This is a genomic window from Leptospira ognonensis, assembly GCF_004770745.1.
Lineage (GTDB): Bacteria > Spirochaetota > Leptospiria > Leptospirales > Leptospiraceae > Leptospira_A > Leptospira_A ognonensis.
This window is the reverse complement of record NZ_RQGD01000009.1, coordinates 1-21462: the sequence shown is the minus strand read 5'-3', so window position 1 is coordinate 21462 and position 21462 is coordinate 1. Positions and strand designations below refer to the sequence as shown.

Genomic DNA, 21462 nt, shown 5'->3' with positions numbered 1-21462 from the left:
GTCTTATTTCCCGGTGCTCCCAAATCCACCACTTCCTCGCTCCGTTTCATCCAGGACGTCAACGAGTTGGAAATTTACGACCTCGTAGCGTTTGATGAGGATTTGGGCAATGCGGGTTCCATGACTCAGAACAAAATCCTCTTCTCCTAAATTGAGAAGCGGCACAAGGATCTCCCCCCTGTAATCAGAGTCGATGGTCCCCGGCGCATTTGGCATGAGAATCCTGTGTTTGGTAGAAAAGCCAGACCTAGGCCGAATTTGTCCTTCAAATCCCAAAGGAATCGCCAAGGAAAGCCCCGTCGGAACAAAAGTAACTTTTCCCAAGGGTAGGATGAGGTCTGCCTCTAGACAGGCAGAAAGGTCGTAGCCGGCGGCCCCATTCGTCTTTCTCTCGGGGAGCTCAGCGCCCTCCCGCGTCTTCTGGATTTGGACCTGGATCATAGTTTCGTCGGAATTTTTTGAAATTCGGAGTCCTTCATATCGCCTACACAAGAAAGATGTAGGTTGGGAACGCTAAAGATCTTTTTTGCCATGGCATTCAGTTCAGGAAGAGTCACACTTTTGAGGGCATCCATACGCGCTTGCAAGGGGTAGTATTTACCAAAGTAAATGTCTTGGAGGCCGATGTTGTTCATGCGATTTTCCGGCAATTCATAGCCAATTGCCATCCCACCTAACTGATTTGACTTGGCGTCTTCGAGCTCTTTTGCTAGAAAACCGTCACGAACTATGGCACGGAGTTCTTCTAGGACCAGAGTGATACACCGATTGGCTTTTTCGCGAGAGGTGGCGCAGGAAATGGAAAAAAGGCCTGTCGTGCGATAGAAGGAAGGAAAACAATAGATAGAATAACAAAGACCCTCTTTTTCACGTATGTTTTGGAAAAGCCTAGAAGCCATTCCCCCACCAAGGATTGTTGAGAGCAATTGAATTACTGTCACCGAACGGAAGTCACGCGGAACTCCGCTCGCACCGAGCATGACATTAAACTGCTCGATTTTCCTTTTTTCTAAATGTTTCGTAAAACTTTTTTTAGGAGCTTTGATGACGACAGGACTGCTGACTTTGCCTTTAGGATTCTCAAAGAAAAAATACTTCTCTGCAAGTTTGATCACTTCTTCCCATTTCAAATTTCCTGAGACCGATAAAACCATATTTGCAGGGAAATAGTGTTTTTCGTAAAATTTTCGGATCGACTTTCGTGTAATACCTGTTACCGATTCCTTGGTGCCGATGATATCACGACCGTAAGGCGATTTTTTGAAAATATTTCTAAAATAATAATCGTAAACAAAATCATCGGGTGCATCTTCATACGATCGCATCTCCTCGATGACCACACCCTTTTCGATTTTGATGTCTTCCTCACGAAAAAGAGGACGAAAGATCATATCAGATAGGATGTCAAAGGCAAGCTCTGCCTTGTCTTTAATAGCTACTACATAATACTGTGTATACTCTCTACTGGTAGAACCATTGAGCACTCCGCCAACTCTTTCGATTTCGGATGCTATTTCCTTGGAGGTTCTTGTTTCCGAGTCTTTAAAGAGCATATGCTCAAGGAAGTGGAAATATCCTAGCTCACGGTTAGATTCAGCAAGTGATCCTTCTTTTAAAAACAAACCTACTGCCATAGAGGCAGCATGTTTCATAGGTTGGAATAAGATGGTGAGTCCGTTTGCAAGGACAATACGTTTGAATTCATCAGATGGCAAAGAGCTCTACCTCCCCTCTGAACCCATTAGGTCCCGAGGGTAATGTCTTAATTGTCAGTAAGGACGTCTTTTCTGGATAGATCAATCTTTCCCGTTTTATCTACGGAAATCACTTTGACTTGGACCTTTTGGCCTTCTGTCACCACGTCTCTTACAGATTGGACACGTTTCACGTCGAGTTTGGAGATATGGCAAAGGCCTTCTTTCCCTGGCAAAATCTCAACGAAAGCTCCAAAATCAGCAATGCGTTTGACAACGCCATCATAGACCCGACCGATCTCGATTTCTTCAAAGATTCCATCAATCATGGCAATGGCTTTTTGTTTGGATTCTTCACTTGGAGAGGCAATCGTCACCTTACCTGTGTCATCCACAGAAATTTCAGCACCAGATTGTTCTGTGATGGCGCGGATCATTTTACCGCCAGGACCAATGAGCTCGCCAATCCGATCTTTTGGAATTTGTTTTTGTGTGATCCGTGGAGCCGTAGCAGAAAGGTCACCCTTCACAGAAGAAATGGCTTTGTTCATTTCTCCAAGGATGTGGTCCCTGCCGACTTGCGCCTGTTCGATGGCTTTTTGTAAAACTTCTAAACCAAGACCGTTGACTTTTAGATCCATTTGGAAAGCTGTGATGCCTTTTTTGGTCCCTGCGAGTTTAAAGTCCATATCACCAAAGTGATCTTCGATTCCTGCGATGTCAGAAAGAACTGCAAACCTACCCTTTTCATCACTGAAAAGACCCATGGCAATCCCAGAAACAGGAGCCTTGATCGGAACACCGCCTGCCATAAGTGCCAGAGTGCCCGAACAAACAGATGCCATAGAAGATGAGCCGTTAGATTCTAAGATTTCGGAAACGAGCCTGATCACATAAGGAAATTCTGTCTGTGACGGGAGTACCTTTTTGATCGCTCTTTCCGCTAAGTTACCATGTCCAATCTCACGACGGCCAGGACCTGAATTCCGTCTGACTTCCCCCACAGAAAATGCGGGAAAATTATAATGCAACATGAAGTTCTTTTCTTTTTGGCCTTCGAGTGTCTCATAACGCTGGTTATCATTTGTGGTTCCCAGAGTCATAACACCTAAACTTTGAGTTTGGCCACGTGTGAAAACCGCAGATCCGTGAGGACCAGGAAGCACGTCAATCTCACAAGAAATTTGACGGATTTCATCGGTTTTACGCCCATCAAAACGAATGCCTTCACCAAGTACAAGTTCACGGACGACTTCATATTCCAATTCGTGTAAGTAATGTTTGATGTCTTTTGTTTTATCAACAGGTGCCAGTAACTCTTTAAAATGTGCTACGGTTTCACTATTAATGAGTTTGATGTCTTCATTTCGTTTCGCTTTGTCCGCATTTTTATTCGCAGCCGTCAACCTACTGAAAGCAAACTCTCGGATTTTTGCATGAAGATCTTTGTCAGGAGCCTTCAAAACGACTTGTTTTTTGGGCATACCATGTTTTGCCGCAAGAGCTTCTTGCATCTCAACCGCAACTTTTAAAGCATCCTGAGCAAAACGAAGAGCGGCCATCATATCGTCTTTCGAGATTTCAGAGGCTTCACCTTCGATCATCACGATCGCATCTTTGGTTCCCGCAACAATGAGATCTAAGTCTGATCTCGTCATTTCTTCGTTTGTCGGATTGAGAATGAATTCGGAACCAATACGTCCGATGCGTGCCCCTGCAATTGGGCCTGCAAATGGAATCGGAGACACTGCTAGAGCGGCAGAAGCTGCACTGATAGCGTGACCAGCAACAGAGACTTGTTTATCCGCAGATAAAACTTGTACCATGAGCTGAACTTCCGAGAAGTAACCTTCTGGAAACATAGGGCGAATGGGTCTATCGATGATACGAGAGAGTAGAACTTCGTGTTCTGGAGGTTTGGATTCACGTTTGAAGTATCCACCTGGGAAACGACCAACAGAATACATTTTCTCAGAGTATTCACAGGTAAGAGGAAAGAAGTCTTGTCCTTCTTTCGGTTCATCTGTAGCGCAAACAGTTGCTAGGAGAACAAGGTTCCCCGTCTTATAGACAACAGAACCGTGGGCTTGTTTCGCCCACTTGCCTGTTTCGATGGTGATAGAATCTCTACCCCAAGAACCAGTAAACTCTGTAGCCATAGGAGTTACTTCCTAAGACCGAGTTTTTCTATTAGCTTTCTATAACTGTCGATATTACTTTTTTTAAGATACTCAAGCATACGTTTCCTTGCGTTAACAAGCGCTATGAGACCTCTGCGAGAATGGAAATCTTTTTTATTGACTTTAAAATGTTCAGTAAGGTCCTTGATGCGAGTGTCAAGGATAGCAATTTGTACTTCTGCAGATCCAGTATCGTTTGGCTTGCTACCGTAAGTAGCAATGATCTGCTGTTTTTGTTCTTTTGTGACCATATTTCTTCCAAAATCTGTGAAGGCTTCAAATAGAAAACATAATTTTTGCGGTAGGATTAAAAAATACTTTGCTGTACCGGTAAGGCAAATGAGACGACCTACCCTGGTAGACACACCAAGCAACGATTTCGTCTGTTCCTTCTTCCAAAAAGTAAAACCCTGTTTCATCGGCTTTCGGCAGCTTATCCCAAACATACCCTCCATGGATCACTGCCTTTTTCTCATCAGCGTTCACCCGCCTGGCGGGAAGTACAAGCACATCCTGCCATCTCTTTGCATCCTGGATCTCTGTTTCCATATACGTCTTTGCACCGAGAAGGGTCCACTTTCCTATCGATTCTCGGACAAGTCTGGTTAAGACCAGCGGCAGTCCCCATTTTTCTGCCAAATCGAGAACGATTTTTCGAATGTACGTGCCCGAGCTGACATGGATGCGGAAGCAAAACCGATCTTCGCTGAAACTCACATCCCAAACCCTCTCGATGCGTATCGGTCTTTCTTTTTCCTTTACATCCTTACCGCTACGCACTTGGTCAGATTGGCGTTTTCCGTCGACTTTTAACGCGGAGATCTTTGGAGCTTTTTGGACTTTCCAGCCTAAAAGCTCTGCAAGTTCCTGAACCAAAAATTGTGCCGACCAGTGGAGTTCTTTTTTCCGATTGCTAGTTTGCTCTTCTGTCCACTTCTCACTCACTACTCCATCGAGGTCTCCCGAATCCGTTTTTTTTCCCAGCTCTACTTCTGCATAATAGGTCTTGTCTTCTCCAAGGAATAACTGAGAAAAGGCGGTATAATCACCAAATGGGAGTATGAGTAAACCTTCGGCAAACCGGTCCAAAGTTCCTGTATGCCCGATGGAATCTAAATGAAATTTCTTCTTCAAACGAATGACCACATCCGAAGAAGTGAGTCCGGGTGTTTTATTGACAAACAGATATCCTGAGCTGGGCTTTTGTGAGGGCATACAGTCGATTGAGTATAAAAGAATGCTAGAATTTGAAAGCCAAAAAAGCAACCTTAAGAAATCGCATTCCCCACAATTGCCCAATGCAACTTGCCAAAAAAACTGTCTAAAGGGTAATGATGGTAATGATTCCCAAACTGGTTCGGTTTCTCATCGGAGCTTTCTTTCTGCTTCTAACGAATTCAGCTCTTTTTTCTGTTACTGTAATTACAAAAACCGGAAAGTCTTTTGAAAAAGTATCAATTGAAAGGAGTACAGAACTCGATATCGAATTCGTAGATGAAAATGGCATCTATACACGCATCAAAAAAGACAAGGTTTTAAAAATTGTCTCTGATCCTGGTGAGCCTACTCTCGAACTGACGCTGGATGAAAGTATACCTACGGGTGCGATGAAAAATCCAACCGAAAAAAGTGCAGTCCCGCAGGATTCTTTTTTATTATCTCAATCTGTTTCTAACGACGGAGCATTTCAAGGTTCGGATCTATTCGGAGAACGCCAAGCAAGACGAAATAAGACTGCCTATAAGGATACATACGAAGCTTATTTTATGTCCACGAGTATTGAACTTTTGGGTTTACCAAAAGCCTTTAAATTTGGTCTTACCGTAATGAATCCGTTAGTTGACAGATCTAATACAGATGCAGATTTTAGATTTCAAACAGCTGCTGGAGGTGCGGATCAAAGTAATGTCGTGAATGCAACACTCGCAAGTGGTACTCTCGCATTTGATCCCAATTCCGTGAAACTGCGGAAAGAAAAAAACGGTTTAAATGACTACTTATTCTCGAGGGCAATGTACGACCATGAAACGAGAATGGGAACCTTTTCAGCAGGATTTATTTTTATCAACACCAATGACCCAAATTATGTAATGCGAGGACTTTGGGTCATTGCGTGGAGACCTCCGTTTCTCTCTTGGTTAAACCCCCAGTTCTCGATAAACAATCGCATGCTTAGTGAATATAATGGAGCATTCCAAGGTGGACATAACTACCGTTTATCACTCAGTCATGAGTTTTTTAAAGGAGAGGCTTTTCGAATCACACCGAGCATTGTGATGGGCTACGCGGATGTGAACGATAATGTGGATCGAAGAAAAGGAATTAGTGATATTAGTCCGAGACTCCAATTTGATTATACGAAGTTTTTTTTCGCGGCCAATATGATGTACCGCGCCACACCTGCTCTCGTGGACAATGTTACTTACACTCCAAGCGATGGAGTTTACGCAGATACGAATGCCAATGATGGAAGGGTCACTGATCCTTCTAAGGTATTCGGGTATGAAAACGCTTTCATTCTAAATCAGATTGCCGCGAATTCTCCCAATGAATTTGTGAAACGGACTCTTACGCAACACTACCAACAACAACACATCGTACATGCGATCTATTTTTTTTCGATCGGATATACGATTAAGATTTAAACTTTTCTAAGAAGCGGGCGGCTCATCTTCAGGTTCTTCATTGGCGGCTTGATCGGAAGCCACTTCTGCGTTTGCGGAACTGACCTGTCCTTCGCCTGGATGAAGTTCCTCATATAACGTTTTTGGCTTTGCTTCTTCAATGAGCTGAATCACTTCCAGGGATTTGATGTAGTTATTGTCCCAAGCAAAAAAGAATCTGGGGTTGGTGTGCAAATGGAGTTGTTTGCCAACAAGGGAAGACAAAAAACCAGCAGAACTTGATAGTCCTGCCATCAGTTTTTTACGTTCGTTGTTATTGCAAAGAGCCGTAAAATAAATATCAGCTTTCTTTAAATCGTCTGTAATTTCGATGCGATGGAAGGTTGGTAAAAACACCCTTGGGTCTTTTACTTTACCTTCCAGGATCGCCATGGAAAGGATGCGAAGGATTTCCGCTTCGAGCTTTTTTTTTCGAATCGGATTCATTGGTATCTAATCCTAGAGCTTACGAGCAATCTCGCGAATCTCGAATACTTCGATCTCATCTCCGACTTCAAAATCATTGAAACCATCGAGTAAGATCCCGCACTCGAAACCTGTAAGCACATCAGCCACATCGTCTTTCACGCGTTTGAGGTTTTTGAGTTTCCCTTCCCACATAATCTCTCCCGATTTGCTTGAGATCACACGAACGCTAGCGACTTTTGTCACCTTACCAGACTTAACCATACATCCTGCAATGTTACCCACTTTGGAGATTTTGAATACATCGCGAATTTCCACCTTACCGATGATATTTTCGACCTTTTCTGGTTCGAGCATACCTTCCATAGAAGCTTTCACTTCATTCACTACATCGTAGATGATGCTATAGTATTTGATTTCTACTTTTTCTTTTTCAGCAAGTTGAACGGTCTTCGGATTGGCACGAGTATGAAACCCGATGACTATCGCATTCGAAGCAGATGCTAGAATGATATCAGAATCAACAATCGCACCTGTTCCTGCATGGATTACGTGCAATCTAACATCAGCAGTAGAAAGTTTTTCAAGCGCTTCTTTGACTGCTTCCGTAGATCCCCGAACGTCAGCTTTGATGATGACCTTGAGCTCTTTGAGTGCACCTTGTTTGATGATCTCACTCATATTATCAAGTGTTACGCGAGTTGCCGCATTTTTCGACTGTCCTAGCCTTTCGTATTCCTGACGGCTATGAGAAATCTCCCGAGCCTCTTTGTCTTCCATCACCACATCAAACGGTGCTCCTGCATCAGGAACCCCATCAAGACCAGTCACAAGGGCTGGAAAGGATGGACCTGCTTCGCGAATGGCCTGGCCAAGATCGTTATAAAGTGCTCTTACGCGACCAGAGTGTACACCTGCGACAAAGGCATCTCCCACACGGAGGGTTCCGTTTTGGATGAGGACCGTTGCCACAGGACCACGACCTGGATCGAGTTTGGCTTCCACAATGGTTCCTTTGGCACGGCGTTTCGGATTGGCTTTGTGGTCTAGAAGTTCTGCTTGGATGAGAATCATCTCAAGTAATTTATCGATACCGATATTGTTTTTGGCTGAAATCTCACAGAAAATGGTCGTTCCACCCCACTCTTCTGGTTGCAGACCATAATTTGAAAGTTCTTGTCTCACCTTTTCAGCGTTTGCTGCGGGTAAATCAATTTTGTTTATTGCCACAATGATCGGAACTTCCGCTTCTTTGGCGTGATTGATCGCTTCTATCGTTTGAGGCATCACACCATCATCTGCTGCTACCACAAGAACTACGATGTCTGTTACTGAGGCACCACGTGCTCTCATAGAGGTAAACGCTTCGTGACCTGGTGTATCCAAGAATGCGATACGGCCGCGGCTCGTCTCAACTTGGTAGGCACCAATGTGCTGTGTGATTCCGCCTGACTCGCCTTCTGCGACACGCGAAACGCGGATCGTATCAAGGAGTTTTGTTTTACCATGGTCAACGTGACCCATGATGGTAACTACAGGTGGCCTTGTGATATAATCTTCTGGTGCGTCTTTTTCTTCTTCGATGACGGTTTCGTCATAAAGCGAAACAATTTTCACCTTACAGCCGTAATCATCTGCAAGAATCGAAGCCGTTTCGGCATCAATCACATTGTTAATGGTTACCATCATACCCATTTTCATGAGTTTTGAAATGATCTCACCAGGTTTTAAATTTAATTTCTTTGCAATCTCTCCCACTTGGATGTTTTCCAAAATGGAGATTTCTTTAGGAACCGCTGCAAGTGCCGCGGCCTGAGCTTTTTGTTTACGAAAGCTCTGCTTGAAAAACTTAGTGTTCTCGTCTTTCTCTTCTCTGCCGCCTTTGTCTTTTTCAAAAGCCTTCTTTTTACCAGAAGCATTTCCGCCACCAGCTCCAGGAGCCCCTCCGAAAGGAGATCCTCCCATCCCGCCGCCTTGGCCACCACCACCTTGTCCTGGACCACCCTGACCAATCGGCCGAGCGCCGCGACTTCCCGCAGGTCTTTGGCCACCTTGGTACCCACCAGGACCACCTTGTCCCGGTCCACCCGGGCCACGATTGCCTTGGTATCCACCCGGTCCGCCTTGTCCTGGGCCACGATTGCCTTGGTATCCACCCGGTCCGCCTTGTCCTGGGCCACGATTGCCTTGGTACCCACCACCGCCTTGTCCTGGACCTCGGTTGCCTTGGTACCCACCACCGCCCTGTCCTGGACCGCGATTGCCCTGGTAACCACCACCGCCGCCACCCTGTCCTGGTCCTCGGTTTTCTGGAGGTCTGGAAATAGGTCTGGAAACGATCGGGTTTCTGTCTTCCTTACGGAAAAAGCCAGGAACTGTTTGTGCTTGGTTTTTATTTTCTGCGCTTCTATACCCCGGAGATGCTGTATCTCCAGAGAGGATCGATTCTGGTTTCCGATCGATCGGTCTTGCCTGCTCGATGGACTCATCCCGTTTTCGTTCGGGACGAGAAACAATCGGCGATGCTTGAGATGGTGCTTGTGGGCCTGAGCCTGAGCCAGCTCCAAGGCCGCCCTGGCGTTTTGCTTCCTCGCGGATTAGTTCATTTAAATCTTTTTTCTTTTCAGAAGAGGGAGAAGAACTCGCTTTTACCTCTGGTGCCGAAGCGGTCGTTTTCGGTTCGGGGGAACCAGGTTTTTTCTTGATGACAAGCTTTTTCTTGGACTTGTCACCAGCTGCTCCTTGTTGGAGCGTTTCTTTGATCGATTTTTGTTCTTCCATATATTACTTGCTTAACCTAGCCCTCTTCCACCCATTCAATCGACTCGCGCAGTAACCTTAAAATTTGATCTGCTGTTGTTCGGCCAATTCCGGAGATGGCTGACAATTCTTCTGGACTGAAATCCAAAAGAGTCTCGACGTTTTTGACTCCGCCGGCTTCTAGGAGGCCAACGATCCTTGGTGTGAGACCAGGAATTTCTGTGAGAGGGGTCAGTGCATCGTCTTCCTCTTCTACTTCACTCGTTTGTGTTTCTTCTTCGCCTTCCATTGCCTCTTGTTGGGCATTGAAGAGACGATCCAATTTCTCTCTTGCTTCAGGGGAAGCTAGTTCTTGATTGTATTGCGAAACTGTCTTTATGTCAATCTTGTAACCAGAAAGTTGGGAGACAAGCTTTACGTTGGACCCATTGATCCCGATCGCGAGCGATAAGGATTCGTCAGGGACAATGACCAAGGCATCTCCCCGTTTTCTGTCAACATGCACCTCAACCGGTTTTGCCGGCGAAATCGCGTTGGCAATAAAAACACTAGGTTCTTCAGAATGTAAAACAATATCGATCCTTTCATTTCCAAGCTCTCTGACGATGGCTTGGATCCGAACCCCTTTCATCCCTACACAAGCTCCGACTGGATCCACATCTTGTTTCGTGGTGAAGACGACCACTTTGGTCCGAAAAGAAGGAATGCGTGCGACATCCCGAATTTCCACAATCCCATCATATACTTCTGGGATTTCCATTTCGAATAATTTTTTCACAAAATCACCTGAGGCGCGGGAAAGCGTGATGACCGGCATCGGCTCTCTCGGACGTATTTCCACGCGGGAAATGATCGCTTTCAAACGATCCCCTTGGCGGTATTTTTCGCCGGGGTTCTGGTCTTTTTTGAGCATAATGCCCTCAACCTTACCCAGATCGATGCTCATCGCATCTTTTTTCCATCGTTGGAAGTAACCATGTGTTAACTCCCCTTCTTTGGATTTATATTCTTCGAATAAAATTTCTTTTTCAATGTCGCGGAGTCTTTGGAAGACCATCTGCTTGGCTTGGCTGGAAAGGACTCGGGAGAGGTCTTGCGGCTTTTCAAAGATGCGAATCTTTTCGCCGGCCTCGGCATTGGGATCGAGTGCCTTTGCGTCTGCCAAAGAAATTTCGACAAGGGACTGAGGTTCACCCGCCACCACATCTTTCAGGACACTGACGACAATCTCGTTCTTGTTTTCTTGTCCGAACTCTACTTGGCAACGCTCTTCTGCGTCGACCTCTAAACCTACTTTTTTACGGTAAGCGGTAAGAAGGGAGTCTCGAATCACACCGAGTACGAGATCGCGATCCAACGATTTGTCTGCGCAAAATTGTTGGATGGCTTCAAAGAGGCCGATTTCTTTCGTTACTTGTTTTGTAGCCATAGGTTTATAATTCTAAAAATAGATTTCCTTTTCGAATTTCACTTAAAGGTTTTTGAATGGGTTTCACTACCTTTCGTCTCGGACCTCGTTTTTCATAAGGTGTAAGCTCGATAGTGTCCCCCGTTCGTGGCCCAAGACGATAGACTCGCTTGTCCCATGTTCCGTTATCCAAGAGAACTTCTAGTTTTGCTAAAAGTCCCTGAAAACGACCAAAGTCCTCAGGTAGGCGAAGCATACGCTCAGCCCCACTAGATGAGACTTGGAGAGTGAAGTCAAACTCTTCTCCCCAATTGTCCAACTCCTCTTTGAGTCTCTTGGATACTTCCTCGCAATCAAACAAACTGACAGCGCCAGTTTTCTGTTCAAGGTGATCCAGTGAAATCTCAATGAGGGCGTGGTTTTTCCGATTCTGTACTTGGAGCGAAAAAAGCGCAAGAGGTGGTTCGAGAATTTTATTTAAAACTTCTCTGATGTTTTCCTCGGTGTATACCAAACCATATCCAAAAGTATCCCTGTGCAGGATTCTTAGTGAGAGACCCAACTCATGTTAAAAAATAACACGACACCTGTCAAGTTAGGAAAACCGAGTTGTGCTGTAAATAAAAAAATAGGGAATGGAAGGTTGTCTATGCGACTCATCATCCTCCTTTTACTGCCTCTCACCCTCACTGCCTGTCTCCGGTTCCGCGTGGACAACCTAAAAAATGATCTCCTTTTTCGAATCCCCCTAGGTTCCACACCCGATACCTGGGAAGGAGTCGTTGTCAATCAGGTCTTGACCAATGTTCCCCTCACCCTTCCTGTCACAGGCAATGTGATTGCCCTGGCAGATACCAGACAATCCATCATCAAACTCTTTGACCGCAATGGACGACTCGAAGCAAGCCTTGGGAATCCAGATTTTAAGTCGATTTCTGGGATTCCGCATTACCCATTTCGTTTTGGCGGGATTGGGATTGTGGCACTCACGGAAGATGGAGATTTGGTTGTACAAAATCGAATCTCCTCCAAGGGACTCGAAGTCCCCCCAGGACAGGAAAACTTGTATAAATCTTATAGCGGCACCTTTTCCACTTCGGGTGCAGCGGTCCTGCCCTCCTTTCTGGTCCAAATTTCACAGAAAGGTGTGGTTAAATTTATGCTCGGGGCTTCGGGGAAAAATTCGGAGCCTTTCCGTTATATTGAATCCATCATTGCAGGCGAAGGTGATAAGTTGTTTGTTTACCATCGTATTGCAGAGGAAATGCGACTATCGTATTTTGATGAAGGGGAATTGAAAGGAAACATCCGTGAATCAGCTCTGCCTGTATTCACAAGCCCTGAAGCAAAGGACTTTGACATTACACTCGATCGCATCCTGCCACATCCAGAAGGAGAGTATGTGCTCGCCTCTTTTAGTTTCTTTTCCAAAAAAGACAAACGATTCAAATACCGAAAGATCTTTCGTTATACGTTTGGTGGCCCTGAGGATGAATTTGTCAAAGAAATCCAGGACCCTTCGGAGATTTTATTTTCGATAAGATCCAATAACGAATTTTATGTTTGGGAAACAGAAGACCAAGGCACTTCGATTCGGTTACAAGTTCACGATCGCGAAGGAAATCACATCAACAACAAACGCCTTCCGTTTGAACCTCCTCGTGGGCAGTGGCGTGAAACCTATACTGACGCTGATGATAATATCTATTCGATTCGCATTCGTGCGGGTGCACTCGAAGTGTACCGCTGGATTTAGATGAAAGTTTACCCACTCTATACGAATGAAGAAGCAAGAGCCCTCGACCTGCTTGCTCATGAAAAACTTGGCTATCCGGAGACAACTCTCATGGGTATGGCAGCACTTGCCGTGTTTCATGCTAACGAAGACCTTTGGTCTACAGCCGAGGAGATCTGGATCTTTGCAGGAACGGGAGGAAATGGCGGAGATGGATACGCACTCGCCAATATCCTTTTTGAAGAAGGAGTGCCTGTAAGAGTCTTTCAAACAGGCAGACCGAAACGAAACGATGCCCTATTTTTTGCCACTCTGTGCGAAACAGCGGAAATCCCAATGCATTCCCTTTCGGAAATCGATGAGTTCGGAAAGCATGCAGAGTCGGGTTCTCTTCTGCTTGTGGATGCTATACTCGGAACTGGGTTTAAAGATGAGCTATCCATAGAGCTAACGAAGCTCATCCAATGGATCAATGCTTCTAACTTATTTTTTTATAAACTATCCTTGGATAGCGCCTCTGGCTTTGTAATCGATCAGCCGACCAATTATGTGGAAGCCGACTCCATCGAAGAATTGGGAACCCGAAAATGGGAAAATGTGGGATTTACGTTAGGTGACAAAATCGTTCCCAGATACTATGAAAGCATCGGCTTCCCGACCCGGTCGCATAAGAGCAAAGATTCTTTTTCGAATCGTTATTATTTTGAAAAAATGGAATTTGAGGAAGTCCTGCCACTGGTAAAACGCAAACATACGGATCATAAGTACAGTGCTGGTTCTGCGATTTTTTTTGGTGGCGATGAGTCGATGGCAGGAGCTCTTATGCTTTCTAGTTCCGCATTTCATAGTTTAGGCGGAGGAATTTCAAAACTCTTTACTCCTGTCACAAGTACCAGAGACCTCATTTTACAATCAGATCCGTCCCGAATGATTCAGGTGGATTCCGGGAAAGCGATTGCTTCTGATCCTTTCTTTCAAAAAGCAAAAGTGATCGCAGTGGGACCCGGACTCTCCAAGTATCCTGAGTTTCTAACCCAACTTACTTTGAGACCAGACCAAACCTTGGTTTTGGATGCGGGTGCCATTCCTGAAAAGGGCACTCCACTTCCAAAGGGGAATCTCATCCTGACACCGCATGCGGGAGAATTCCAAAGACTTACGGGAATCAAATGCAACTCTGTTCAGTCCGCCTATGATGCCTGCTTGCAATTTTGTTTAGACCAGAAAGTACATGTCCTGTTTAAATCTCATGTGAGTATGCTTATGACAGATACGGGAGCATGTTATGTTTGGGAGGCACCCAATGCAGCCCTTGCCACGATGGGATCTGGCGATCTATTGGTTGGAATTCTTGCCAGATTTTTATCGATTGGGTATACCATCCCCCAATCCGTTTACTACACTCTCTCGTTTTTGGAAGGGACTCGTGAGATGCCCGAAACATATCCTTCTGCTTCTGCTATCTTACAATTTCTCGTTGGGAAGGTTTGATCGTGTCAAAGGGCTATCACTCCAGGTCACCGGAGGAATTTCGAGAGTATCTCAAAACAATAGGAAAAGAAAAATCCAAAAAGAAGTGGAGACAGTTCATCATTCTTATTGATATTTTTCTTCTCATTATTGTCGCCTATCTGGTATTTCGGAGTTTAAATCCGGGTAGTTTCCAAGATCCCACAATCTCCACAAAACAGATCGTAGATGGATACCCAATGTATCTCTCTCTGTCTAGGGAACCGGACGAAAAATACCAAGGGTATTTTCTATTTATAGAAAACAATACGAGTGAGGATGTAAAACTTCCTGCCAAAACATGGAGCGGAGAATTTCGTCTTTTGACACAAGATGGGATTCTCTGTTATTCAGAGCCTCTTTTATGGGAGGAAAAAAAGTTTCCTGCGAACTCTAAAGGTTTTTTATACCACTCGCTTCAGCTATCCCGTTTGCAAGCTTTAGATCCGAATTGTAAAAAAGAAATATTTGATGAAGATTATAGTATATTTCGATCCAAATTCAGATATCTTTCCTTAAGTTTCCAAACACAAATGATAATCACAACATCCTCCGATCGAAAGATATTCCAAATCAAACAAAAACCGTATCGAATCTCAAATTAAAATTCTGTCGATTAACGAAACTTTTTTGGAATCGCTAATTCACGTTCTAAGGTGTCTACTACTTTCGAGAGAATGTCAATGCGTGCGAAGTATTTATCTCGAGCAGGCACAATCTTCCAGGGTGCAAAAGGAGTATCGGTTCTCAAAAACATTTCATTTGCCGCCTCGACATACTCTCCCCATTTTTCACGATTGCGCCAATCTTCATCAGTTAGTTTCCATCTGCGCAGGGGGTCATTTTTTCTGGCTTCGAATCGCGCCAATTGTTCTTCCGAGGTGATGTGAAGCCAAAATTTAATGATGATCGTTCCAAAGTTTGCGAGCTGCTCTTCAAAAAGTACGATCTCCTCATAGGATCTGGACCACTCTTCTTCCGAACAAAAACCTTCCACCCTTTCGACAAGAACCCTTCCATACCAAGATCTGTCAAAAATTCCCACATAACCCTTGTTTGGGATTCGATTCCAGAACCGCCATAAATAATGTCTAACCTTTTCCTGAGGATCAGGGGCGGCAATATTATGAACCTCATAAAGTCGCGGATCAATTTCTTGTGTCAATCTGCGTATCGCACCGCCCTTTCCTGCCGCGTCCCAACCTTCAAATACAAAGACAATCGGCCTGCCTAAGTATTTAGCATACAAAGTGGCTCGATTGATGCGCGTTTTGAGTTTTTTCATTTCGGCTTTATATACATTTCTTTCTACTGCAGGAAAAACGTTTACCTCTTCGAGTTTCAGAATGCGGTCGGATAGATTCACTTTTTTCATGGCAATAATTCTCCGCCTTTTGCAAGGAGACTTAGTTCTTTGGCAGAATCTATTTTGAGTTCCGCTTCCATTCTCTCGATGATGCATTTCAATAAATATATTTTTGCACTTGCGACATCATCGCAGGGTATGATTTCCCAGGACGAGGAAGCTGTATTTGATTCGTTAAGCACAACCTCGAATCGTTTTCTATATTTGTGATAGTGCTTAGATTGGTCTTTATCAATATCTGAAAGTTCCCAATCTCTCTTTTCTTTTCTCGATTTTTCAATTCGCTTGGACAGTTCCTTTTCAGAAATATGCAGGAAAAATTTATGAAATCTAATTTTATCGCGTGTTAGAATTCGTTCGGTATTCAAAATCGAAAGCATGCGATGGCTGTATTCTTTCGGATCCAAACCTTCAAATGCCAATAAATAGATCAACCTTCCATAATAAGTATTTAAATAAAATAAGGATTCACCAAAGCGAGGTAAGTACTGCCAAAAATTCCAAAGAAAGGGGTAGCCTCGATCTTCGGATTTGTGAACAAAAGGTGAATACACTTTGAATTTTCTAGGATCTAAACGGACAGTCAGTGCCTTTAGTAATTCACCTCGTCCGCTAGAGGACCATCCTTCTAATAAGAAAATATGGCCAATCTGTTTGTCGTAAGATTCTTTTTGAAGTATGAAAATCTGTTCTTGTAATGTGGCAATTTCATCTTCACTCGATTCTCTTTTTGGCAAGGGTTGAATATCTTTCAGACGAATCATGCACAAAAGTAAATCGAATCGGAGACGGCTTGAAAAGAATTTTTTAAAGAGCCTTTAAAAATCCTGGGCCAAGTGCTTGTTCCAAATGGCCAATGCCCTTCGAATGATTCTGATACCTTGGTACTAAATGCATATGAAGATGAGGAACGGCTTCCGCAATGGCAGCAAAGTAAACTTTATCGGGAGAGGATGGCAAAACGAGTGAGGCTTCTAGGCCTTTATGTAAAATGTTTCCAAAATCTTGGCATTCTTCAAGAGAAAGTAGCTGCCAATTTTCCACATGCTTTTTCGATTCTAAATAACAGTATCCGTTTAGATTTTTGTCTTCTGGGGCTTTGCGGAGGATCCAGTGTTCTGTCTGGGCAATGATATCCTTGCCAATTTTATGTGCTTCGCATATGGGACAGGTAATCATCTGATTGATATGCTCCGATACTTTAAGGACTAGAGGAAACCACTTTTTGAAACTACCTTTTTTTCTTTTTCTATTTTTACTACCAGTGGCTGCCTCTGCCCATCCCAATGAAATGATCTCATCGTTCTTTGACCAGATTGCCGAGGAAGTTTTTCTCTCACCGCACCAGAAAGAAATCTCCGAAATCCGGAAAAGAGTCGAAGAAAAAAATCAAGAAGATATCGCAAGGATTCGTACCACTTTAAAGTTCCATTTGCAAAATGAAAAATCCTTCTCGAGGATTAAAAAAGGAGAAATATCGAGCAAAATTAACCTCATTTCCCTATTGGAAGGGATTCCTAATTTGGGGGGATTTCTATGGTATTCCAATGATCAGGTATACTTCTCATGGGGAGATTGGAGTGATTTTTATGAAGATGGACTCAGCGTTTCGAAAATTCGAAAGGAGGGTCAAATTTCTAATTTTTCCTTTGAAAAGGACAAATTCTATTTTTTTATCAAGAATATGAGTGGGTATTTTCCCGTTGATTTTCAATTCCTAGGCTGGGAAACCACATTCTTCGCGTTTGGTGATGATGGGTCCCTCCGCTATACCAATGATCCACTTATGGACCACTCGATGCGGACAACAGAGTTTCGTAAGATATTCGAGAGCATCAAACGAAAAATCCCTCATATCGAAACGATACCTATCAACGATCTCACACTTTTTCTCATACCAGGAACTCCACGTCCGCTGTATTATGCCCTATTCGGCTTACGGGTATTTCTCTATTTTTGGGCCGTCTATTTGTCCTACCTGTTTCTGACGGCAACCTTTCCCTTCCTAAAAAAGAAATTGCTGAAAGCATCCCTTCCTCCAAACTGACCTTACCTTCTTTGCCCTGGTAGTTCAACGGATAGAACATCGGTCTTCGGAACCGACAGTGGGGGTTCGATTCCCTCCTGGGGCAATATCCAGCTAACACAAACAAATCGGAATCGAACAGTTTTGTGAGCCAAAATATCGCGACCAATAGGGAGCGATTTTTGGACAAGCCGACCCGGATGGGAGGCGACGAACAAAACCGTGCCTCGGAGTGCGGTGAGCCAGGATGGCGAACCAACGGAGAGGGCGATTCCCTCCTGGGGCAATATCCAGCTAACACAAACAAATCGGAATCGAACAGCAGTGTGAGCCAAAATATCGCGACCCCGTGAAACACCGAAGCCAACGGCGGGAGGTGTTGAAGCGTCGGCTCGACTATCAGTCGAGAGGGTGGATGGAGCAATCATTTGACAAGCCGACCTTTGACTTCGCTACGCGATGTCATCTACTCCCAGTTTCCACTGGGGTAGCGTTCTCGCTCCTATGGTCGCTGCGAATGGGAGTTGTCTAACAAAACCGTGCCTCGGAGTGCGGTGAGCCAGGATGGCGAACCAACGGAGAGGGCGATTCCCTCCTGGGGCAATATCCAGCTAACACAAACAAATCGGAATCGAACAGCAGTGTGAGCCAAAATATCGCGACCCCGTGAAACACCGAAGCCAACGGCGGGAGGTGTTGAAGCGTCGGCTCGACTATCAGTCGAGAGGGTGTATGGAGTAATCGTTGGACTAGCCGACCTTTGACTTCGCTACGCGATGTCATCTACTCCCAGTTTCCACTGGGGTAGCATTCTCGCTCCTATGGTCGCTGCGAATGGGAGTTGTCTAACAAAGCCGTGCCTCGGAGCGCAGGTGAGCCAGGATGGCGAACCAGCAGAGAGGGCGATTCCCAAATCTCCATCTTTTTTAGACCTAACACACCGCACGAATCGAAACGAATGATCAAAATCGAATGTACGATCTCAAACACTTGCGTACCTTCGCCTATTTGCGCGTTACCTCCCCTTTTTAGAAGTAACCTGTAAATCCGTTCGCCTTTTCAACCATTTGATTATAAATAACGCAATACGCTTATCATGCGTCATGCGCCAGGGATCGTAGAGGAAATCGTAGCGAAGCGAAGATTGAAACGGAGAGCCCGGTCGATTGTGCTTGAGGGAGATAGAGGCTTTGAAACGAGTGCGAGGCGCCCCCTCCCCTTAATTTAACAGAAAAAAGCGTTGCCCAATTTGTAAGAATAACTGGAATTAGCTTAATTTTTCGGGATGGGACTGAAGGGGCGAAGCTATATTTTACTTTACATTTGTTTAGTATTGCATTAAACTTGCACCAAACCTCGATCTACTTAGATCGAAAGAAGGTGTCTTGGATGCTTTTTCTAGAATTTAACCTGCACGAGAAACGCTACATTTTGTCTTTTCCCTATAACGAAAGATTGATTGCAAAGGCGCGTGAGATCCCTGGCGGCTTTTTTGATCGGAAGTTGAGAGCTTGGTCTTACCCACCTAAGGCGGAATCAATTGAACTCATTCTTAACTCCTTTGGAAGCGAGCAGTTGCGCTTAAACATTGCGGATTTTCCACGAAAGGTAAGTCTGTTTACCGATTTTTTTGATGCAACTCGAAGCCGCAATTATTCCCTTCAAACCACTAAAACCTATTACTCGTCAATCTTAAGGCTTTGCATACATTCTCGAAAGCTACCCAAGGATATTGTAGAAGAGGACATTCACTCCTTCTTAAAAAACAGCCAAACCGAAAGAAATCTGCAGGCATCTAGCATCCGTACGCTGAGACAGGCCTATCTGTTTTACTTTAAAGAAATTCGGAAACAATTGCCTACTTTGCGGTTTCCAAAAATGAAAAAGGCTGCCCATCTCCCAGAAGTGCTCTCCGAAAAGGAAGTAGTGCAATTGTTTGAAAGCCTCACAAATCTCAAACACCAACTTATGCTCAAACTCGCCTATTCCTCCGGTCTCCGAGTGAGCGAAGTTGTCAAATTAAAATATGCAAATATAGACTTTGATCGTAAGATGATCCGCATCCAGCAAGGAAAAGGTAAAAAAGATCGGTATTCTTTGCTTGCGGATTCTCTTTTAGAATCGATTCAATTTCAATATGACGTTCAATGTAAGGTGAATCTTTTGGCTGGACTGTCCTCGCAAAATCTTGGGAAGGTAACCGATACATGGCTTTTCCCTGGTCGAGACCAATCTCATATCAGCATTCGAACGGCAGAAAAAATTTTTGAAATCGCAAAACAAAAATCTGGGATTCTTAAAAAAGTTTCTTTCCACTCGCTTCGCCATGCTTTTGCAACCCATCTACTTGAGCAGGGTACCGATCTTCGTATGATTCAAACTCTTTTGGGTCATACGAACGTGAGAACCACACAGATCTACACCAAAGTCGCAACTTCTCGATTGGAGAGAATTCAAAGTCCTCTCGATCGAATCCTGAAGAATTGAAATTGGCAGTCTGGACAGACACTCGGAGTACAAATGCGCCAATCGGATTGGAATGACGATTTATACGCAATTCGTATCAACTCCTGTTTATGGTTGATAAAAGGGATTGCCCAGAGTTAACTACTAGCTATATTACATTTATACGTCATCGGAAAAAGCAATTATCACGCAATACGCAGACAAAGAGTTATGCGCCATAATATAAATTTATGCCAATAGGATATTATTCATTCAAAATAAATGAAATGCCATTTGCTGTCTGGGGAGACATAGATGATTTAAAAAAAGAAAGTTTAAATTATATTGAAAATATAGAAACAGACCTCTTTCGCTATCAAATGGAGTACATTTTAGCAGAATTACGTAAAGATCCGGAAAATTTAAATGCAGCAATATCTATCAGACAAACATACTTTCATGCCTTAGAAACATTTTTATCACTACTTGCATCTGCACTACAAGCAACCGAATATCCGATTGGGTGGATATTAAAATATACCAACCAAGAATTGAGATCATTTATAAACAAAATTAATGATAAAGAGAAAATCTTTAATTTTCATAAACTAAATGAAATCGATTGGACTAAAATAGGTCATTTGATTCACCGAATTGAATATCATTCAGAAGAAGATACACTTAAAATCGATAAAATGCTCGAGTTTTGGAAAAAATGGGCAATTTTCCATACAGACAAAAATTCAATATTAGAATATAATTCTCTAAAACATGGATACAGAACTAAGTTTGGATCAACTAAACTTAAAATAGGAAATAAAGAAATTGAGCCAGGAAAATATGGTCTAAATTATTCCGTTGTAAAACCATTTAACAATAATAAAGATTTAAAATTGAATTTCTACACAGACTTTGCATCAAGTCATTGGAATCCATTTAGAAACAGCATTGAAATACTATTGATCTCTTGCTCTATTATCAATGTAAAAGCATTTTTACTACCGTACCTCGTAAAAGAAAATCTGTCGATCAAATATGAAATACCGAAAAATGAATGGTTCGAAGAACTTGAAAAAGAATGTGGACCAGATTTAATAAATTTAAATCTTACCAAATCAATTAAAAATATTGATCCATCTGAACTTTTAACAAAAGCTGAATTAGATAAAATATTGAATAAATTTGAGTAAATATTACGGCGCATAACTACGCATTATCGCTGCTCTTCGGGACTGTCGCCCTCGCTAGGG

The 21462-nt window shown here is 43.6% G+C and carries 19 protein-coding genes and 1 tRNA gene; 8 read left to right on the top strand and 12 right to left on the bottom strand.

All coding sequences use genetic code 11. From position 1 onward, the window contains the following. Positions 1-3: 3 nt before the first annotated feature. Genes dut through truB form a run of 5 tightly spaced genes read right to left on the bottom strand, consistent with a single transcriptional unit; the run spans position 4 to position 5089 of the window. Positions 4-438, bottom strand: a complete 435-nt coding sequence (gene dut, locus EHQ58_RS02185) for a dUTP diphosphatase (RefSeq protein WP_167883510.1) — start codon at positions 436-438, stop codon at positions 4-6. Beyond that, positions 438-1715: a M16 family metallopeptidase gene (locus EHQ58_RS02180; RefSeq protein WP_246047058.1), complete on the bottom strand. Its 1278-nt coding sequence runs from the start codon at positions 1713-1715 to the stop codon at positions 438-440. Before EHQ58_RS02180 ends, dut begins: the two co-directional genes overlap by 1 nt. A gap of 47 nt (positions 1716-1762) precedes the next feature. Further along, on the bottom strand, positions 1763-3853 hold the full coding sequence (gene pnp / locus EHQ58_RS02175; protein ID WP_135621702.1) for a polyribonucleotide nucleotidyltransferase: 2091 nt from the start codon (positions 3851-3853) through the stop codon (positions 1763-1765). A 5-nt stretch (positions 3854-3858) separates the two neighbouring features. Further along, entirely contained in the window at positions 3859-4125 is a 267-nt protein-coding gene (gene rpsO / locus EHQ58_RS02170; RefSeq protein WP_135621701.1) for a 30S ribosomal protein S15, read from the bottom strand. 25 nt (positions 4126-4150) lie between these two features. Beyond that, positions 4151-5089, bottom strand: coding sequence for a tRNA pseudouridine(55) synthase TruB (gene truB / locus EHQ58_RS02165; RefSeq protein ID WP_135621700.1), 939 nt, complete (start codon positions 5087-5089; stop codon positions 4151-4153). A gap of 125 nt (positions 5090-5214) precedes the next feature. Between truB and EHQ58_RS02160 the strand changes: the two genes are divergently transcribed. Beyond that, the gene (locus EHQ58_RS02160) at positions 5215-6519 is read left to right on the top strand and encodes a hypothetical protein (RefSeq protein ID WP_135621699.1); all 1305 of its coding nucleotides are present in this window, start codon (positions 5215-5217) and stop codon (positions 6517-6519) included. 6 nt (positions 6520-6525) lie between these two features. On the opposite strand, the gene rbfA is transcribed toward EHQ58_RS02160, so the two are convergent. Genes rbfA through rimP form a run of 4 tightly spaced genes read right to left on the bottom strand, consistent with a single transcriptional unit; the run spans position 6526 to position 11645 of the window. Further along, on the bottom strand, positions 6526-6984 hold the full coding sequence (gene rbfA / locus EHQ58_RS02155; protein WP_135621698.1) for a 30S ribosome-binding factor RbfA: 459 nt from the start codon (positions 6982-6984) through the stop codon (positions 6526-6528). A 12-nt stretch (positions 6985-6996) separates the two neighbouring features. Further along, complete coding sequence (infB, locus tag EHQ58_RS02150) at positions 6997-9744, bottom strand: translation initiation factor IF-2 (RefSeq protein WP_135621697.1); 2748 nt, start codon at positions 9742-9744, stop codon at positions 6997-6999. Between the two features lie 16 nt (positions 9745-9760). Further along, the gene (gene nusA, locus EHQ58_RS02145) at positions 9761-11152 is read right to left on the bottom strand and encodes a transcription termination factor NusA (protein ID WP_135621696.1); all 1392 of its coding nucleotides are present in this window, start codon (positions 11150-11152) and stop codon (positions 9761-9763) included. A 4-nt stretch (positions 11153-11156) separates the two neighbouring features. Further along, positions 11157-11645, bottom strand: coding sequence for a ribosome maturation factor RimP (gene rimP, locus EHQ58_RS02140; protein ID WP_135621695.1), 489 nt, complete (start codon positions 11643-11645; stop codon positions 11157-11159). 51 nt (positions 11646-11696) lie between these two features. On the opposite strand from rimP, the gene EHQ58_RS02135 reads away from it, so the two are divergent. Genes EHQ58_RS02135 through EHQ58_RS02125 form a run of 3 tightly spaced genes read left to right on the top strand, consistent with a single transcriptional unit; the run spans position 11697 to position 14980 of the window. Next, a complete protein-coding gene (locus EHQ58_RS02135) occupies positions 11697-12887 on the top strand; it encodes an LIC_12708 family protein (protein ID WP_246047056.1) in 1191 nt (396 codons plus the stop codon). Next, on the top strand, positions 12888-14357 hold the full coding sequence (locus EHQ58_RS02130) for a bifunctional ADP-dependent NAD(P)H-hydrate dehydratase/NAD(P)H-hydrate epimerase (RefSeq protein WP_135621694.1): 1470 nt from the start codon (positions 12888-12890) through the stop codon (positions 14355-14357). Positions 14358-14359: 2 nt separating this feature from the next. Further along, positions 14360-14980, top strand: coding sequence for a hypothetical protein (locus tag EHQ58_RS02125; RefSeq protein ID WP_135621758.1), 621 nt, complete (start codon positions 14360-14362; stop codon positions 14978-14980). A gap of 11 nt (positions 14981-14991) precedes the next feature. Here EHQ58_RS02125 and EHQ58_RS02120 read toward each other — a convergent pair whose 3' ends face one another. The 3 genes from EHQ58_RS02120 to EHQ58_RS02110 all read right to left on the bottom strand — a co-directional run bounded on the left by EHQ58_RS02120 (position 14992) and on the right by EHQ58_RS02110 (position 16920). Next, positions 14992-15750, bottom strand: coding sequence for a UDP-galactose-lipid carrier transferase (locus EHQ58_RS02120; protein WP_135621693.1), 759 nt, complete (start codon positions 15748-15750; stop codon positions 14992-14994). Further along, on the bottom strand, positions 15747-16478 hold the full coding sequence (locus EHQ58_RS02115; protein ID WP_246047054.1) for a polyphosphate kinase 2 family protein: 732 nt from the start codon (positions 16476-16478) through the stop codon (positions 15747-15749). The genes EHQ58_RS02120 and EHQ58_RS02115 overlap by 4 nt, the downstream gene beginning before the upstream one ends. A gap of 70 nt (positions 16479-16548) precedes the next feature. Then, entirely contained in the window at positions 16549-16920 is a 372-nt protein-coding gene (locus tag EHQ58_RS02110; RefSeq protein ID WP_246047052.1) for an HIT family protein, read from the bottom strand. A 46-nt stretch (positions 16921-16966) separates the two neighbouring features. On the opposite strand from EHQ58_RS02110, the gene EHQ58_RS02105 reads away from it, so the two are divergent. The 4 genes from EHQ58_RS02105 to EHQ58_RS02090 all read left to right on the top strand — a co-directional run bounded on the left by EHQ58_RS02105 (position 16967) and on the right by EHQ58_RS02090 (position 21402). Next, positions 16967-17788 carry a hypothetical protein gene (locus EHQ58_RS02105; protein WP_135621691.1) on the top strand — a complete coding sequence of 274 codons (822 nt, stop codon included), beginning with the start codon at positions 16967-16969 and terminating at the stop codon, positions 17786-17788. Between the two features lie 13 nt (positions 17789-17801). After that, a tRNA-Arg gene (locus EHQ58_RS02100) sits at positions 17802-17873 on the top strand. A 1217-nt stretch (positions 17874-19090) separates the two neighbouring features. Beyond that, on the top strand, positions 19091-20254 hold the full coding sequence (locus EHQ58_RS02095) for a tyrosine-type recombinase/integrase (protein ID WP_246047050.1): 1164 nt from the start codon (positions 19091-19093) through the stop codon (positions 20252-20254). A 209-nt stretch (positions 20255-20463) separates the two neighbouring features. Then, positions 20464-21402, top strand: coding sequence for a hypothetical protein (locus tag EHQ58_RS02090; protein ID WP_135621689.1), 939 nt, complete (start codon positions 20464-20466; stop codon positions 21400-21402). Positions 21403-21462 lie beyond the last annotated feature (60 nt).

Bases quoted from the DNA above. Each gene is read 5' to 3' on its own strand.
- rpsO (WP_135621701.1), bottom strand. From the start codon at position 4,125: ATGGTCACAAAAGAACAAAAACAGCAGATCATTGCTACTTACGGTAGC.
- nusA (WP_135621696.1), bottom strand. From the start codon at position 11,152: ATGGCTACAAAACAAGTAACGAAAGAAATCGGCCTCTTTGAAGCCATC.
- EHQ58_RS02160 (WP_135621699.1), top strand. From the start codon at position 5,215: ATGATTCCCAAACTGGTTCGGTTTCTCATCGGAGCTTTCTTTCTGCTT.
- EHQ58_RS02120 (WP_135621693.1), bottom strand. From the start codon at position 15,750: ATGAAAAAAGTGAATCTATCCGACCGCATTCTGAAACTCGAAGAGGTA.
- pnp (WP_135621702.1), bottom strand. From the start codon at position 3,853: ATGGCTACAGAGTTTACTGGTTCTTGGGGTAGAGATTCTATCACCATC.
- rbfA (WP_135621698.1), bottom strand. From the start codon at position 6,984: ATGAATCCGATTCGAAAAAAAAAGCTCGAAGCGGAAATCCTTCGCATC.
- EHQ58_RS02130 (WP_135621694.1), top strand. From the start codon at position 12,888: ATGAAAGTTTACCCACTCTATACGAATGAAGAAGCAAGAGCCCTCGAC.
- truB (WP_135621700.1), bottom strand. From the start codon at position 5,089: ATGCCCTCACAAAAGCCCAGCTCAGGATATCTGTTTGTCAATAAAACA.
- EHQ58_RS02110 (WP_246047052.1), bottom strand. From the start codon at position 16,920: ATGATTACCTGTCCCATATGCGAAGCACATAAAATTGGCAAGGATATC.
- EHQ58_RS02090 (WP_135621689.1), top strand. From the start codon at position 20,464: ATGCCAATAGGATATTATTCATTCAAAATAAATGAAATGCCATTTGCT.
- infB (WP_135621697.1), bottom strand. From the start codon at position 9,744: ATGGAAGAACAAAAATCGATCAAAGAAACGCTCCAACAAGGAGCAGCT.
- EHQ58_RS02135 (WP_246047056.1), top strand. From the start codon at position 11,697: ATGTTAAAAAATAACACGACACCTGTCAAGTTAGGAAAACCGAGTTGT.